This window comes from Solitalea lacus (assembly GCF_022014595.1).
Taxonomy (GTDB): domain Bacteria; phylum Bacteroidota; class Bacteroidia; order Sphingobacteriales; family Sphingobacteriaceae; genus Solitalea; species Solitalea lacus.
This window is the reverse complement of sequence record NZ_CP091740.1, coordinates 2,153,302-2,167,478: the sequence shown is the minus strand read 5'-3', so window position 1 is coordinate 2,167,478 and position 14,177 is coordinate 2,153,302. Positions and strand designations below refer to the sequence as shown.

Sequence of the window (14,177 nt, the reverse complement as noted above, 5' to 3'; positions counted from 1 at the left end):
TACAAGTTAAAATATTCCCATTTCTACTTAATAGGAAAACAAACATTAAAGCTATTATTCTCAAATGCCGGATTTTCCATTTCTCCCTTAGTAGGTTCTTCAATTGAAGCGGCGGCAAATAGTGCTATCGGCTTACCTTTTTTATCAGTTACCACAAATGGACGCTCCAAGTGTGCCAAATCAACCTTTTTTCCATCTTTCATTTTCATCTCTCTTAAGGAGATCAATGGATGAGCAGCAGCTTTCCAATTCAATCCGTTCTCTGAAGTAACCAGGGCGAGCGCACCAAATTGAGGTACCAGTTTTTGGCTATGAGAATAATATTTAACTGCAGCGTAAAATCTTTTATTGGTTTTATCGTACCACATACACGGATCTTCACAGGCCATATCTGCTGATGTAAATACCTCACCTAACATGGAATAAGGACCGTCCGGCTTATTACTTACCGCCATGTAAAACGTCATATTCCCCACATTGGGTTTCCTCGACTTATACATCATGTAATACCGTTTATCCGGACCTTGGGTAACGGTAGGGTTAGTTGCAACTTCAAACGTATTGATGTTATCTGGTCGCATTAAGGGCTGTTCCGGCTTTTCATACTTACCTTCCAACAAATCCTTAATACTTTTAGCTTTAATTACTCCTATTGCCTGTGTACAATTGTATTTAAGCCAATGCGCCCAGTCTTTATCGATTTTTTTATCATTTTTCACCTTAAAAGTTGGATCAAATGAATTACTTATATAGTATAAGTAATAATACTTACCGAATTTTCTGATTTGAGGATTATGCATCGTAAAACGATCCCACTTTGTCGAATTTCCGTCACCTTTTAGTAGGGTTGCGGTGTATTTATACGGTCCATTTATGTGCTCCGCAACTGCATGTGCTATTTCTGAATATTTACACCAGCCTCTAAAGCCATTGAAAATATAGTTCATGGAGTCGTCATCAAGTGATCTTTTACCATGGGACCAACGGGAATAAAACATATGATATTTCCCATCTTCCCCCTGTATAACACTACTGCACCAGGTATAGTGGTTATTTGAATAGAAAATATTTGAAGAATCAACTTCTTTTAATAAAGGCTGAAAATCCAGATTATCTTGAGCGTAACCTGCCTTTAAAACAATGAGCATTAATAAGGAAAAAAGGGGAAAGATGGATTTAATTTTCATTATAGAGTTAAAATAAGCATAATAGAAAGAAAATTATAAATGTAATCTCTTTGCTGGTAATGAAAAAGGAGCCATTCAATACAAATGCCCCCCCTTCCGTATGAACACTATTTACAGGAAATAAAAATAAGTCTATAAATAACTAAAATAAATAGACTAACCTATTGACTTAATGCATTATTCGATGTCACATTCTGCCAGTATGGTAGGCGTTCAACTATGAATTCACAAAACCATTAATAACTTTACCGTACGGTGGACTAAGTTGGCATAGATATCATCACCCCAGCCTTTACCGCCCGTTGTTACCAATTTTAGTCAGACACGGAATATGCAGACAGGCAGCAAACTTTTACTTAACAAATTAGCAGTTAAAAGAATTGACAATTATGCAAACAGACCAACTATTATTTTTCTGCATGATTCCTTAGGCTGTATTGAATTGTGACGGGACTTTCCACAAACATTAGGGGAATTGACTCAATGTAATGTGATTGTCTATGACCGACAAGGCTATGAAAAGTCATGTCCCTTTTCCTAAAAACGCGACAACTATTATATGGAACAGGAAGCCGACATTTTGAACGAACTGTTAGACTATTGGAACATTGACAAAATAATACTTTTCGGACATAGTGATGGTGGTTCAATTGCTTTGATTGCAGCTGCAAAATATCCAAAAAAATCTTAGGCATCATCACAGAGGGGGGCACACACTTTTGTAGAAGATATTACACTTAAAAGCATAAAGGAAGCAATAGAACTATATCAGTCGACTGACTTAAAAACCAAATTAGAGAAATATCACGGTTATAAAACAGAAGAAATGTTTTGGGCCTGGGCCGCAACTTGGACGACAGACGAATTTAGGGCTTGGAACATTGAACCCTTTTTGACATTAATTCAATGCAATTCGCTTATTATACAAGGAAAAGAGGACGAATTTGGAACGTTAGAACAAGTAGATAGAATAACTAAGCAAACGAACGGACAATCACCAAAATTGATTATTCAAGGTGTTAAACATACGCCTCACAAAGAAGTTCCCGAACTGATTTTAGAGAAATCGACTGAATTTATTAACCAACTTACAGACGAATTCGAACGCACAAAATCCGTATAATCATCCTTTTTTTTAATCGTTTAACAATCCTTGAGCCCGTTTGCAACGAGTGAACAGTACCCCAAAAAAGATGAAGACAAAACGAGGCATCAACCCACAAACTCAACGCATGGCCGCCGTTTTGTCTTCCCTGCACTGTTCCCTAAAATTTTTCTTCAACAAGTTCCTTGTTTACTATCATTCCTGTGGTTGTTCCCATAGCTACGGCATTTGCAACTGTTCGCATACGGGTAGTATTATCACCACAGGCATAAATTCCTTTAATGGTCGTTCTTTGAAAAGTATCGATTTTAATATATCCATCGTCAGTTAGCTCACACCCTAATTGTTGAGGTATTGGGCAATGTTGCACAAAAGGAAGCCGTGTGTAAATTGCTTTTAAGGTTTTCTCTGAACCATCTTTAAAAATTATTTTTTCAAGTTTACCGTTGGTGTGTTCCAATTGACCAATTTCCTTTTCTACTATTTTAATATGATGTTTTTGAAGACTTGCCGTTTGTTCATTTGTTAAAACGGTTATTCCATTGGTAAACAGCGTTAAGTCTTTTGTCCAATTTGAAATAAGTTTTGCAAACTCAAATCCGTATTCTCCATTACCCAAAATACCAGTTGTTTCGCTCCTTTCTTCATAACCGTGACAATAAGGGCAATGAAGAACAGAAATACCCCAACATTCAGCAAACCCCTTTGTGTCTGGCATTGCGTCTTTAATGCCTGTTGCGAAAATCAATTTGGTTGAAGTAAATACGTCTCCAGATGACGTTTCGATTTCAAAACCTTTTTCTGTTTTTTTTCCACTGGTTGCCCACTCACTTAAAAACTCCACAGTTTTATAAATTGCTACTTGTTGTTTTGCAAGTGTTGTAATTTCCTTTGGTATTTTTCCGTCCTGTGTTAGAAAATTATGCGAAAGTGGGGTTTGTCCGTTGCATGGTTTTCCGCTGTCAATGATGAGTACTTTTCTTAAGGCCCTTCCCAAAGACATTGCGGCTGCAAGTCCAGAATAACTACCCCCAACGATTATAACGTCAAAATGTGTGGTACCTGTCATGCGATTATTTGAGTTTGAATTACTTGATGATGATGTGATTTTTTCAGTATCACTTATCATCACTTTTGTTTTTAGCATTACCTGTTTTAAGCATAGAATCAACGAATGGAATACCTATAAAAACCATCCAAGGAACTAATGTAATTGTCAAAATAAGGGTCCTTATATATAACGGAAACCCAGACAAGGCTTCTCCCAAAAGGAAAAGAAAGAGCGTAATTGAAGGGTAAATAACAACCCATATTTTTAGAGCTGCTATTAATTTCATTTTAAGTTTCATAAACCGAGGTTAGTAAGGTTTAATTATTTCTCCTGTATTTGCACCAAACAGACTTTTTCTGAAGCCATATTCCAATTGCTTCATCGTTACAGGAATTTCTCCAGGAAAATAAGGGAAGTATTGAGGCGAATCTTCAATTACTGTAGGGCTTACAGCATTGATACGAATACCTTTGTCCAGTTCAATGGCAGCAGCTCTTACAAAGCCCTCAACTGCACCATTAGCTGCTGATGCGTTGGCAAAATTTAGCTGTGGTTCACAAGTTAATGCTCCAGAAATCAATGTAAATGAACCTTTGGGATTAATATAATGCTGCCCAATTAAAACCAAGTTAATCTGCCCCATCATTTTACCCTCTATTCCTTTTCTAAACATTTGGTCTGTTAGGGTTTTCCATGGGCCTACATAGGTAGGGCCGGCTACAGACAGAAGTGCATCAAAAGAGCCTATTTGGTTGAATAGATTTTCAATTGATGAGACAGAGGTGATGTCCGTATTAATATCAGATTTTTTTGATGCCACTCTGATGATTTCGTGTTCTTTTTCAAACTCATGGGATAAGTATTTACCCATTGTGCCCGTGGCACCTACGATGATAATTTTCATATTGTTAAGTTTTATTTTATAAAAAATATGGAAGACCTCTTTTGATAGGAAGATTATGAAGTTGTACTGGAGTATTTGGAAATACTTAAAGGTGCAGAGTAAAAAACAAACCGTAATTTTCTTTGTGACTTTTATATTTCCCGTACCAATCAAGATTACTGGCCACGCCGAAACTGTATTTCTGGTAATTCAGCCCCAATCTTGTGTACATATAGCTTCTGTAATGACAGTTATTTTCAAAATCGTAAGCATACGTTGCTTGAAACCTGGAATATACAGACCAATGTTTGCTGATTTTGGGTTTAACTTCAATAGCTAATAAGTTGGAAAGCATTTGTGAATTGATAAAATAATAACCGGGGAGGTAAAAAAGTGATAAAATCTTGTCTTCGTAATAATATTGCAAGCCCGCAAAACTTCTTAATCCAGACTTTGAATTGAAGGTTGATCCCAAATTGGCACTTAATCCTTTGCAAACTTTTTGATAAAAAGCGACAGTGGTCAAATACTCATTTTGAGAAAGCTCTTTTCTATAATCAGCTGCAAACGATGAGATGCTTAGTATGCCGTTTTTCTTGTTATCAGACAACGGTTTATTGACAATTATTTGAAGATACTGCCGATTATTACCAATAACGTTTTCAATTGGAATTGATTTACGGCTGTAAACGTTGATAGTATCTTGTGCAAATATTTTGCTATTTATGGCGCTAACAAGAAATACCATAAAATATAAACAGAACTTTTTCATACCCGAAACTTTAGAGGAGAATAATTATTTATTATTCAGCAAAAGTACCGGCATGAAAAGAGTCCTTTGTAGGACAAACCCAAAGTAGGATAGCACTTATCTAAAATTCTGCCTGAATGCTTCTGGCGAATAACCTGTATGCTTTTTGAAAAATCTGATAAAGTAGGAAACGTCTTCGTATCCCAAATTGTAAGCAATTTGAATTACCCGACTTGATGTTGCAAGAAGATGTCGTTTGGCTTCAAGAACAAGCTGTTCATTAATAAGTTGAGAACAGGTTTTTCCCAATGTCTCCTTTGTGATTGCGTTAAGCTGATAAGATGTAAGATGCAGCATGTCCGCATATTGTGCCACTTGTTTATGTGTGGTAACGTGAGTACGTAATAGTTCTAAAAGATCTTCTAACCTTTCTTGGGAATATGAATTCTCATCTTTTGAAAGAGCATTAGGATTTTTACTTTGTCTGATAAGCTCAATGAAAAATATTTTTAAGTTTGCGATAATTACTTCTTTATATTCTTGTTGCTTTTCTGTGTATTCCTGGAAAATATAATCCAAAACAGAAAATGCTTTTCTAAATCTATCCGAATTAAGCCGACAACAATTTTTGTTACTAACCTTTCGCAATATCTTATTGGCTTCCTCCTCACGGAATGAGTAGAAATTGGCATTAAACTGCATTAAGTAACCAGAACTTCCTTCTTTTAAAGTAAGTTGATGTACTTGTCCGGGCCGCATAAAAAAAACGGAATAGTCGTTGATAGTGTACGATGTAAAATCAATAATGTGTTCGCCCAATCCTTTTTTTAAAGCCAAAACCAAAAAGAAATTGTGCCTGTGAAGTTCCTCCATCATATCTTTTCCTGAAAGCAGGGTTTCGATGTTCCGAATAGTGAAACTCTCAATAAAGTCAGGTTCTTTAATCTGTCGTACAGGAATTTTTTCCATTTTTAATCTGTCACTGTTATCATTTTAAGTCTGGCGTAAGCATGAAATTATTAAAATCGATATTGAATTCCTGCTACAACACCCAAATAACCGGTAGCCTGGCTGGCATTTGCCGCGCCCGGAGGAGGTCCGTCAGTAACGATCGGGGCATTCAGTTCAACGAAAGGTAATAAACTTTCCTTCCACTTCATTCTCACACCCGCTTTGGGAATAAAGCTGAAGCTGACATTGAAAATCGCCTCTCCTGTTGTTGGGCTGGTATCGTATGCAATATTATAAAGACTACCCCCCAGGCCTAGACCAGCATAAGGAATCCATTTTCCCTTTGTTAATTCATAATCGGCATATAAGAATATCGGAATCTGGTCAAGGTGTACATTCTGGAAAATATCTAGATCATTATTATCATTATGCATGCGTGCCCATGCCAGCTCTATGCCAACTCCCAAACGTTCCTCAGCCAATCTTTTGGTTATGTTGAACTGAAGGGCGGTGCCTGCACTAACCATTTCATTGTATCCTGTTATGGGGGTTGCAATGCCTATTCCTCCTTCCAACGACCATTGTGCATATCCGCTAAATGAAGTGACACTGAATAGAACCAACAGAAAATATTTGATATAAAACTTCATAACTGAAGATTTTAAAAAGCAACAAAAAAATAAAAATTATCAGTTTATTCTCTTATAACTTAATCAAGCCTATTTGTTTGTACAATTCTAAAAAATCATAACTATTCCATGCTTCTACTATTTTGCCGCCGACAATCATTACCCAGCAAATTCCGGAAAAATTCACCATGCTATTTGTCCCTTCATGTCTAGCCGTAACATTTGTTCTCGCGCATTCGATGTTGTCATGGCAAATAACATCCTCTACTTCTATTTTAATGTCTTTAAAGTCTTTGCGAAATTCACGATAAAAGATTTTAAATCCAGAAGCTCCGTTGGGTTGCCCTTCTTGAATTATTCCATGAGCATTTGAATTTTCTGCCATCAATTTGTCTATTGACTCTTCATTTCCTTGATTCCATACTTCATCGAACCACTGAAATAATACTGTATTCTTTATGTTTTTCATTTTAGTAGATTTTATTCCTTCATTGTTGTTTTTGCATAGTGGCCGTTATAGTAGGCCGAGACGTAAAGATATTGCACCTCGCCCGTTTGTAGTGGCTCATTTTTAAAATTACTTCCAAATAATTTTTAATATCAAAGGCTGTTAATCCGAGTTTATATGCTGCTCTGGATGGATGTCTCGGGTGTTTACTTGCGGTTAAATTACCAATTCTTAGCCAACTAATATTTTGGTTTTTAGTCGAATTGTAAATATCATTTAAACAATCGATGAAAAACGGTTTAACATTAATTGTTTGCCCCCAACCAGCGAGAACAGAAGGATTTTTATGTTTTTTTAAGGTTGAAACAATTTTGTCAATATTCTCTCTGTGTAGCGTGCTGTCAATCTTGTCGTGAATTTTATCGGGATAAGGTGTTCTTTGAGCATATAGATTAAACATTACAAAACTGTCAAAGCCCGCTTGCTCTGCAAAAGTCATTACTTTCTTAATTGTCAAGTCAGGAATTTTGTCGTCTGCTGTGCTTGGATTAAGACCAACAACGAAAAGAGGTTTTGCTCCAACAGTCCCCAATGTAAAACGGGAAAGATTGTCTGGCCTTATATTGTAAAGTTTAATTTCGTAAACCATTTTTACTTGCTTTAAACTTTATTATTATTTCCACTTTTTCAGATTTGCACTGTCGTCCATCCGGTGTTGATGCTAAATTGAAAATATAAAGTTTAAGTTAACTACTAAAGTTCAATTTATAAAACCTAGCCCAAAAACTAAGGCTTAATTTCTTGTCCTACAAACAAATCGAAGCTCTAATTTTTTGTGGAAGTTTCTCAATCCGTATACTTGTAAAAAAACGAAATGAAAAATTGGATATCAATTATTGCTGGATTTATATTTCTGTTTTTTATCTATCATTTTCCGGAATTTTTTCAGTCTTTTTGGGTAACTGCCGTATTCAAGATCGGTTTTTTAGTGGCTGCAATATTTCTCTGCAGATTACAGGGGTGGAAGTTACTGGAAGGTTATGGCCTATCATTAACCGGAAAATGGTATCGAATATTACTTGTAGGACTATTGGTAGGACTTGCCTCATTCACATTATCAATCCTACTGTCTATTGGATTAAATTATGAAAATTTAGAAAGTCTGCAAACATTTGGATTTTTTCTAAAAAGTCTTCCACTAACTTTATTTATGACTTTTTTCCCTTCCATTGCTGAAGACATTCTAACAAGAGGATATTTATATGGGCATTTGAAATCTTTAAAGCCAATTGTTTGGATATTATTATCTTCTGCACTCTATGTATTAAACCATATTTGGAGGCTTAATGAAGATATATCAGTATTGTCTTATTTGTTTCTATTGGGATTAGTTTTAGGTTTCTGTGTGGTAATAAAGAAATCACTTTGGCTCGCATTAGGAATTCATTGGGGAGCAAACATTGCATATGAATTAAGTAATGAAGGTCTGCATCTGAATAGTACTGGCGATAAAAATGCTTCAACTTGGATGCTTTCATTAGTTTGGGGAACGATATTAGTTATCCTGATAATGATACACCGCAATCGCACATCACAATCAATTAGGCAAATCGTATTGGAATAAAATAACCACCAATTTATGGTGTACAGGCCCCCTAACTTTGGAAGGGGTTAAATCATCAGAATCTGCTTTTGTTCTTCATTTCATTTAGAATAGAAGGAAATAAATTTTGTTGACTTCGTTAAGCGGTTATTTATTTATTTATTTATAATAACCCTGGTAGGGACTGGCCCTGAAACATTATTTTTATCCCAGGCATTTTTCACATCTTCCTGCACTGTAAAAAATGCATCCCAGTAGTCAACAGGTGTTGCATAAGGACGAATTGCCAGTGTAATCATTCCATCACCAACTTTAATTACATTTACTGATGGAGCTGGCTCCTTTAAAACAAACCTATTTGCATCAATTGCTTGTAAAGCAACCCTACGCACTTTTTCAATATCGTTGTCTGGTGCTACTGCCATTGTAATATCCACACGCAAATTCCCATGTCGACTATAATTAATTATTGTACTATTTGATACTCCGCCGTTAGCAAGTATTACCGTTTTATTTTCAGGCGTAAGTAAAATAGTGTTGAAAATTTGGATTTCTTGAACATGCCCTGTTTGTCCACCTGATTCAATTAAATCTCCAACTTTAAAAGGTTTAAAAACCAATATTAAAACCCCGCCTGCAAAATTTGCCAGTGATCCCTGCAAAGCCAAACCTACAGCCAAACCTAAAGCACCAATCACTGCAACAAAAGAAGTGGTTTGAATGCCTAACATACCGGCAACGGAAATAAGTAGCAATATTTTCAATCCAACACTCACTAAACTTCCTAGAAAAGATTGTAGGGATATATCAATCCTTCGTCTACTTAACGCTTTGGAAACCAGTCGTGCCACCATATTGGCTAAGTAAAGCCCGATAATAAAGACTACTAATGCACCGAGAAGTTTTGGACCGAAAGTAACCAGCCAGTCAATAAATTTTGTCGAGTAATTATCCAGCTTATCCATATTGTATTATTTATTGCTTTAATTAATGTATTTGTAAACAAATAAATCATCCGCCCAGCTTTAGCAAATACTCATGTTAAGTTCATCTATTCTCTCCTTAAGTTATCTCTCCATTTGGACACAACACCTTCGGTAAATTCGTTTAGTTTAGCTGCTGTTGTTCCTGGATTTAGATCTTAAGGTTTTTTACCGTTGAAGGCTTTGAAGAAATCATCCAGAAACTTTTCCCCTTTTACCTTATAGATTTTTTCCCCAGGGTAGTATTTCATAGAGCCATTGGGTTGAGTCAAGCATTAATAGCTTTACATCGAAAGGCTTTTTATACTTATGAATATAATATGAGAGTGCGTTGTTTCAATGAAGATAAACAAAGTTTGCAAATTCCGGTTAGTTATTAACCAACAATAACGTCTTAACATTAAAACACTTTCAAGCAAAACTTTAAATCAAAATAGTGGCATTATAACACTTAGGCCGACTGACTTTAGGTACATGATAATGAAGCGAATGGTATGATTAGGCGTTAAACAACCTCTCGTAAAAACAATTTATGTTAAAATTATTTACCTTAAGAGGCATAAACTGCAATAGCCTGCTACCTTATGCTGGTTTGAAACTAACCTAAAGTGTTTGATTATTAGAAACTACAACAATTAAAATGGATAATACAAGAGTCTTTAAAATGTCATTTGCAAGTGTCTATCCGCATTATATTAACAAAGCAGAGAAAAAGGGCCGGACAAAGGAAGAGCTAGATAGTATCATTTGTTGGCTGACTGGATATGATCAACAAACATTAGAACAGCAAATTGATAATAAGACTGATTTTCAAACCTTTTTCGAGGAGGCACCAGAAATTAATCCCAACGCTTCAAAGATTACAGGTGTGATTTGTGGCTATCGTGTAGAAGAAATCGAAGATAAACTCATGCAAAAGATCCGTTATTTAGATAAACTAGTGGATGAATTGGCAAAAGGAAAAACAATGGAGAAGATTTTAAGAAAGTAGTGTGAAAAAGTTAAAAGTTCTATTCGCATTTTTTGTATTGGGTAACAGCATACTGTTTGCTCAAACCAATAACTCTATGATTCAGAATGAGTATTTATCGGCAGTTTATCAACCGCAGCTGAAAATGATTGAAGTAAAAGACCTGACATCCGGAAAAGTCTTTCTCAAAAAGGGAATTGCTGAAAATGTTGCTGGAGCTTCAGTTGAGCCAGTATCAGATAAGGTTTTTGGTCAAGGACGTGCATTGAAACTGAGCAAAGCCGATGGCGGTTATTATAACATTGCGCTATATCCGCAACATGCTTTTCTTTTTATCAGGGAAACCATCGTTAATAATGGCCACGCAGCAATGAATTTGCAGAAAGTAAATCATTTTTCCTTCGAGGTAGATTTGCAAAAGCCATTACAAAATCTAAAAACACTGGGAACAGCCGGACTCCTTTCACCCAAGGATAACCCTGGCAGCTATGTTTTTCTTACAACGGTTGACCCTGCTACACGCAACGGTGTAGTTGCTGGATGGCTTACCAATGAAAAAGGAAGTGGTGTGTTCTTTTCCGATACCAGCGATAACAGGGCACGGGTGCAATCGCAGATTGATTATGGCAGATTGATCATTCCAAAAGGAGCAGCAGAGCCATTGGAAACATTAATGATTGGCTATTTCAAGGATGCACGTGAGGGTGAGGAAGCATTTGCTGCTACGATAGCCCGTCATCAACATATTCAATTACCACCCCGCAAAGCGGTGTATTGTACCTGGTACAGTGAAAAAAACGGGGGCGCCGGAAACAGCGCTTCTACATCGCAGTTAGCAAAGTTTACTGCCGAAAAACTGAAGCCATATGGTCTAAACGTTATCCAGCTCGATGATCAATGGCAGGACGGAGGCAGCTATAACGGGCCAACACGTGGCTTCGATAGGCCAAAACCGAATGGGCCCTACCCTACAGGAATGCAATCAGTGGCTAGCAGTATTAAAGACAACGGGTTGACTGCCGGCATCTGGTGGATGCCCTTTGCACGTAATCACCAGGATCCTGAGTACAAAGATCGCCAATCCTGGTTTGCAAAACGGCTCGATAGCACACCCTACGAAACAAAATGGGGTGGCACATCACTCGATCTGACTAACCCTCAGGTTCAGCAGCATTTAACTTCCGTAGCTAAAACCCTGCATGGATGGGGTTTTAATTATTTTAAGATGGATGGCTTGTGGACTGGTACGGTTACAGAACAGGTTTATATCAATGATGGGTATAAAGACGATCAAATGGGCAACTGCTTGCCTTTATACGATGCAAGCAAAACACAAATCGAAGCATTTCGCAGCGGGTTAAAACTATTGCGAGAGACCGTGGGGAAAGAAGTATTTTTTTCAGGATGCTGTGTTAGCCAGAATATGCGGTCTTTCGGTGCTTCTATTGGATTGGTTGATGCTATGCGGGTGGGCCCTGATTTTAATCATGACGGCCAAAGTATCCGCACAGGCGCCATCAGAGCATCCCGGTTATATTTTTTGAATGGAAGGGTTTGGTGGAATGATCCGGATCCGTCCATTATACGTGAGTCAGGTTCGGCTACCGCAGATGCTGCCTGTAAAGGAATTGGCTCAATAACACGAGCCCGACTGTTACCATCCTGGGTAGCGTTGAGCGGTCAGTTTTTTCTTAGTAGCGATTGGTTACCCGATCTGCCTGAAGACAGACTCGAGATCATGAAAAGATGCATGGCTTCTCATAGCGGCACAGCTCGTCCCGTTGATGCATTTGACAGAACATTGCCAACCATCTGGCTGGCAACTGATCACAAGAAACGCGTACAACGCAATGTGATAGGCCTGTTTAACTGGGATACTACGAAGCAGGTGATTGGCTGTACTACAGAATGGGCCGGATTACAAAAAAACACAAGCTATTATGCGTTTGATTTCTGGGAAAAGAAGCCATTGACCGAGATCAACGATCAATTCGCTTACGAGCTTCCTGGCGAATCATGCAAGATTATTGCAGTGCGCGCTAAGACTAACCATCCTGTACTGGTATCTACATCGAAACATATTACACAGGGAATGATTGATGTGCAAGATGAGAATTGGAGCAATGAAACGCTTTCAGGCAAAAGTGAAATTATTGGAGGCGATGTTTATGAATTGCGCATTGCTGGTCTAACAGACAATGGAAACTGGAATGTAGCAAAAGTGGATGTGAGCGACAAGGAAAATGGCAATACCATTCAGGTGCTCCCGCAAACTGAGAAAGGTTGGGTGCATATCCTTATCCATAGCAAAAATGATACTACCGTTCAATGGAAGATACAGTTTAAAAAGTTATGACCTATCATGTTATGATTTCAAGCGATGGATAAGATGATGGAAGAATTAGAAATGGAAAAAAAATAGAGCAAACCACATATTAGTTCTAAACAGTGTATGACTTATCGAGAAGCAAAGTTTCAAGACATCCAACAAATACAGTTTGTCCGTAACTCTGTGAAGGAAAACATACTTTCTAACCCTGGTTTAGTAACAGATGAAGATTGCAATCAATATCTATTTAACCGTGGTAAAGGCTGGGTTTGTGAAATCAATACAAAAATTATTGGGTTTGCAATTGCAGATTTAGTCAACAACAATATTTGGGCACTCTTCCTCCATCCGGAATTTGAAGGTAGAGGAATTGGAAAAACACTTCATAACTTGATGCTAAATTGGTATTTCGAACAAAACAAAGAGGATGTATGGCTTGGAACCGCTCCAAATACAAGAGCAGAGCAGTTTTATATTAAAATGGGGTGGCGAAAAAATGGAATACACGGCAAGGAAGTGAGGTTTGAGCTGACCAAAACAGAGTGGTCAAATTTAAATAAATAGCCAATTTGTTTGCTGCTTTTCGGTTCAACTAACCAATCAACTGTTCTCTACATTTACGTTCAATGCAAAACTTAGTTAACCATGTGGGCTTCGAAGCAACAGTGAAAATTTAACGAACTACGTCATTAACGATAAACATTCTAACAAATGAAAAAGGCATTACTTATTTTAGTTATTGTGACATCTTTTCTTTCAGGTTTCGCAATTAAAACAATACTGACCAAGCAAAGCTCAACAACAAGAAATTTAAAAAAGGCAACAGGCATAGGTGGCATTTTTTTTAAATGTAAAAACCCTAACAAAATGAGGGAGTGGTACCAAACCCACCTTGGCTTAAATACAAACCAATATGGGACAGTCTTCGAGTGGTATCAAGGTGATGACAGCACAAAAAAAGGTTTTACGCAATGGAGTCCATTTGCCGAAACAACAAAATACTTTAGCCCTTCAACAAAAGACTTCATGATAAATTACAGGGTTGAAAATATAGAGGTTCTTGTGAAAGAATTGAACAAAGGTGGTGTAACAGTTGTAGACACCATTGAAACAGTTGAATACGGAAAATTTGTTCATATTCTTGACCCTGAAGGCAACAAGATTGAACTTTGGGAGCCTAATGACATCGAATATGAAAAAATGGGTAAACAACTTGGCAGCAAGACAACAAAATAACGAAGATACGAAGTTGTTGAAAAGCATTAAACTACTTAAAAGAAGGCAAGA

Annotated in this window: 17 protein-coding genes; 7 read left to right on the top strand and 10 right to left on the bottom strand. The window is 37.2% G+C overall.

Translation table 11 applies throughout. The annotated features are described in order from the left end of the window. Positions 1-23: 23 nt before the first annotated feature. Positions 24-1,187 (bottom strand): glycoside hydrolase family protein, encoded by a 1,164-nt coding sequence (locus tag L2B55_RS09155; RefSeq protein WP_237850234.1) that lies wholly within the window; start codon positions 1,185-1,187, stop codon positions 24-26. 559 nt (positions 1,188-1,746) lie between these two features. Here L2B55_RS09155 and L2B55_RS09150 point away from each other — a divergent pair. Both L2B55_RS09150 and L2B55_RS09145 read left to right on the top strand, forming a co-directional pair. Beyond that, positions 1,747-1,878 (top strand): alpha/beta fold hydrolase, encoded by a 132-nt coding sequence (locus L2B55_RS09150; RefSeq protein ID WP_237850233.1) that lies wholly within the window; start codon positions 1,747-1,749, stop codon positions 1,876-1,878. Between the two features lie 135 nt (positions 1,879-2,013). Continuing rightward, positions 2,014-2,310, top strand: coding sequence for an alpha/beta fold hydrolase (locus tag L2B55_RS09145; protein ID WP_237850232.1), 297 nt, complete (start codon positions 2,014-2,016; stop codon positions 2,308-2,310). Between the two features lie 142 nt (positions 2,311-2,452). Here the strand turns inward: L2B55_RS09145 and L2B55_RS09140 are convergent, their stop codons facing one another. From L2B55_RS09140 to L2B55_RS09105, 8 genes are all read right to left on the bottom strand, one after another. Continuing rightward, positions 2,453-3,439 (bottom strand): NAD(P)/FAD-dependent oxidoreductase, encoded by a 987-nt coding sequence (locus L2B55_RS09140; RefSeq protein WP_237850231.1) that lies wholly within the window; start codon positions 3,437-3,439, stop codon positions 2,453-2,455. Further along, a complete protein-coding gene (locus L2B55_RS09135; RefSeq protein WP_237850230.1) occupies positions 3,411-3,641 on the bottom strand; it encodes a putative antibiotic biosynthesis monooxygenase in 231 nt (76 codons plus the stop codon). The genes L2B55_RS09140 and L2B55_RS09135 overlap by 29 nt, the downstream gene beginning before the upstream one ends. Positions 3,642-3,650: 9 nt before the next feature. Beyond that, positions 3,651-4,247, bottom strand: a complete 597-nt coding sequence (locus L2B55_RS09130) for a short chain dehydrogenase (RefSeq protein ID WP_237850229.1) — start codon at positions 4,245-4,247, stop codon at positions 3,651-3,653. Positions 4,248-4,332: 85 nt separating this feature from the next. Next, positions 4,333-4,998, bottom strand: a complete 666-nt coding sequence (locus tag L2B55_RS09125; protein WP_237850228.1) for a hypothetical protein — start codon at positions 4,996-4,998, stop codon at positions 4,333-4,335. Positions 4,999-5,094: 96 nt separating this feature from the next. Then, positions 5,095-5,946 (bottom strand): AraC family transcriptional regulator, encoded by an 852-nt coding sequence (locus L2B55_RS09120; RefSeq protein ID WP_237850227.1) that lies wholly within the window; start codon positions 5,944-5,946, stop codon positions 5,095-5,097. A gap of 50 nt (positions 5,947-5,996) precedes the next feature. After that, on the bottom strand, positions 5,997-6,578 hold the full coding sequence (locus tag L2B55_RS09115; protein ID WP_237850226.1) for a hypothetical protein: 582 nt from the start codon (positions 6,576-6,578) through the stop codon (positions 5,997-5,999). A 52-nt stretch (positions 6,579-6,630) separates the two neighbouring features. After that, a complete protein-coding gene (locus tag L2B55_RS09110) occupies positions 6,631-7,026 on the bottom strand; it encodes an ester cyclase (protein ID WP_237850225.1) in 396 nt (131 codons plus the stop codon). A gap of 19 nt (positions 7,027-7,045) precedes the next feature. Then, complete coding sequence (locus L2B55_RS09105; RefSeq protein ID WP_237850224.1) at positions 7,046-7,654, bottom strand: DUF1643 domain-containing protein; 609 nt, start codon at positions 7,652-7,654, stop codon at positions 7,046-7,048. A gap of 225 nt (positions 7,655-7,879) precedes the next feature. On the opposite strand from L2B55_RS09105, the gene L2B55_RS09100 reads away from it, so the two are divergent. Continuing rightward, positions 7,880-8,629: a CPBP family glutamic-type intramembrane protease gene (locus tag L2B55_RS09100; protein ID WP_237850223.1), complete on the top strand. Its 750-nt coding sequence runs from the start codon at positions 7,880-7,882 to the stop codon at positions 8,627-8,629. 134 nt (positions 8,630-8,763) lie between these two features. Here L2B55_RS09100 and L2B55_RS09095 read toward each other — a convergent pair whose 3' ends face one another. Beyond that, complete coding sequence (locus L2B55_RS09095; protein WP_237850222.1) at positions 8,764-9,573, bottom strand: mechanosensitive ion channel family protein; 810 nt, start codon at positions 9,571-9,573, stop codon at positions 8,764-8,766. Between the two features lie 658 nt (positions 9,574-10,231). On the opposite strand from L2B55_RS09095, the gene L2B55_RS09090 reads away from it, so the two are divergent. The 4 genes from L2B55_RS09090 to L2B55_RS09075 all read left to right on the top strand — a co-directional run bounded on the left by L2B55_RS09090 (position 10,232) and on the right by L2B55_RS09075 (position 14,126). Then, positions 10,232-10,582 carry a DUF2200 domain-containing protein gene (locus tag L2B55_RS09090; protein ID WP_237850221.1) on the top strand — a complete coding sequence of 117 codons (351 nt, stop codon included), beginning with the start codon at positions 10,232-10,234 and terminating at the stop codon, positions 10,580-10,582. Position 10,583: 1 nt separating this feature from the next. Further along, positions 10,584-12,917: an alpha-amylase family protein gene (locus L2B55_RS09085; RefSeq protein ID WP_237850220.1), complete on the top strand. Its 2,334-nt coding sequence runs from the start codon at positions 10,584-10,586 to the stop codon at positions 12,915-12,917. 96 nt (positions 12,918-13,013) lie between these two features. Continuing rightward, complete coding sequence (locus tag L2B55_RS09080) at positions 13,014-13,454, top strand: GNAT family N-acetyltransferase (protein ID WP_237850219.1); 441 nt, start codon at positions 13,014-13,016, stop codon at positions 13,452-13,454. Between the two features lie 147 nt (positions 13,455-13,601). Next, positions 13,602-14,126, top strand: a complete 525-nt coding sequence (locus tag L2B55_RS09075) for a VOC family protein (RefSeq protein WP_237850218.1) — start codon at positions 13,602-13,604, stop codon at positions 14,124-14,126. Positions 14,127-14,177 lie beyond the last annotated feature (51 nt).

Bases quoted from the DNA above. Each gene is read 5' to 3' on its own strand.
- L2B55_RS09155 (WP_237850234.1), bottom strand. From the start codon at position 1,187: ATGAAAATTAAATCCATCTTTCCCCTTTTTTCCTTATTAATGCTCATT.
- L2B55_RS09150 (WP_237850233.1), top strand. From the start codon at position 1,747: ATGGAACAGGAAGCCGACATTTTGAACGAACTGTTAGACTATTGGAAC.
- L2B55_RS09145 (WP_237850232.1), top strand. From the start codon at position 2,014: ATGTTTTGGGCCTGGGCCGCAACTTGGACGACAGACGAATTTAGGGCT.
- L2B55_RS09140 (WP_237850231.1), bottom strand. From the start codon at position 3,439: ATGCTAAAAACAAAAGTGATGATAAGTGATACTGAAAAAATCACATCA.
- L2B55_RS09135 (WP_237850230.1), bottom strand. From the start codon at position 3,641: ATGAAACTTAAAATGAAATTAATAGCAGCTCTAAAAATATGGGTTGTT.
- L2B55_RS09130 (WP_237850229.1), bottom strand. From the start codon at position 4,247: ATGAAAATTATCATCGTAGGTGCCACGGGCACAATGGGTAAATACTTA.
- L2B55_RS09125 (WP_237850228.1), bottom strand. From the start codon at position 4,998: ATGAAAAAGTTCTGTTTATATTTTATGGTATTTCTTGTTAGCGCCATA.
- L2B55_RS09120 (WP_237850227.1), bottom strand. From the start codon at position 5,946: ATGGAAAAAATTCCTGTACGACAGATTAAAGAACCTGACTTTATTGAG.
- L2B55_RS09115 (WP_237850226.1), bottom strand. From the start codon at position 6,578: ATGAAGTTTTATATCAAATATTTTCTGTTGGTTCTATTCAGTGTCACT.
- L2B55_RS09110 (WP_237850225.1), bottom strand. From the start codon at position 7,026: ATGAAAAACATAAAGAATACAGTATTATTTCAGTGGTTCGATGAAGTA.
- L2B55_RS09105 (WP_237850224.1), bottom strand. From the start codon at position 7,654: ATGGTTTACGAAATTAAACTTTACAATATAAGGCCAGACAATCTTTCC.
- L2B55_RS09100 (WP_237850223.1), top strand. From the start codon at position 7,880: ATGAAAAATTGGATATCAATTATTGCTGGATTTATATTTCTGTTTTTT.
- L2B55_RS09095 (WP_237850222.1), bottom strand. From the start codon at position 9,573: ATGGATAAGCTGGATAATTACTCGACAAAATTTATTGACTGGCTGGTT.
- L2B55_RS09090 (WP_237850221.1), top strand. From the start codon at position 10,232: ATGGATAATACAAGAGTCTTTAAAATGTCATTTGCAAGTGTCTATCCG.
- L2B55_RS09080 (WP_237850219.1), top strand. From the start codon at position 13,014: ATGACTTATCGAGAAGCAAAGTTTCAAGACATCCAACAAATACAGTTT.
- L2B55_RS09075 (WP_237850218.1), top strand. From the start codon at position 13,602: ATGAAAAAGGCATTACTTATTTTAGTTATTGTGACATCTTTTCTTTCA.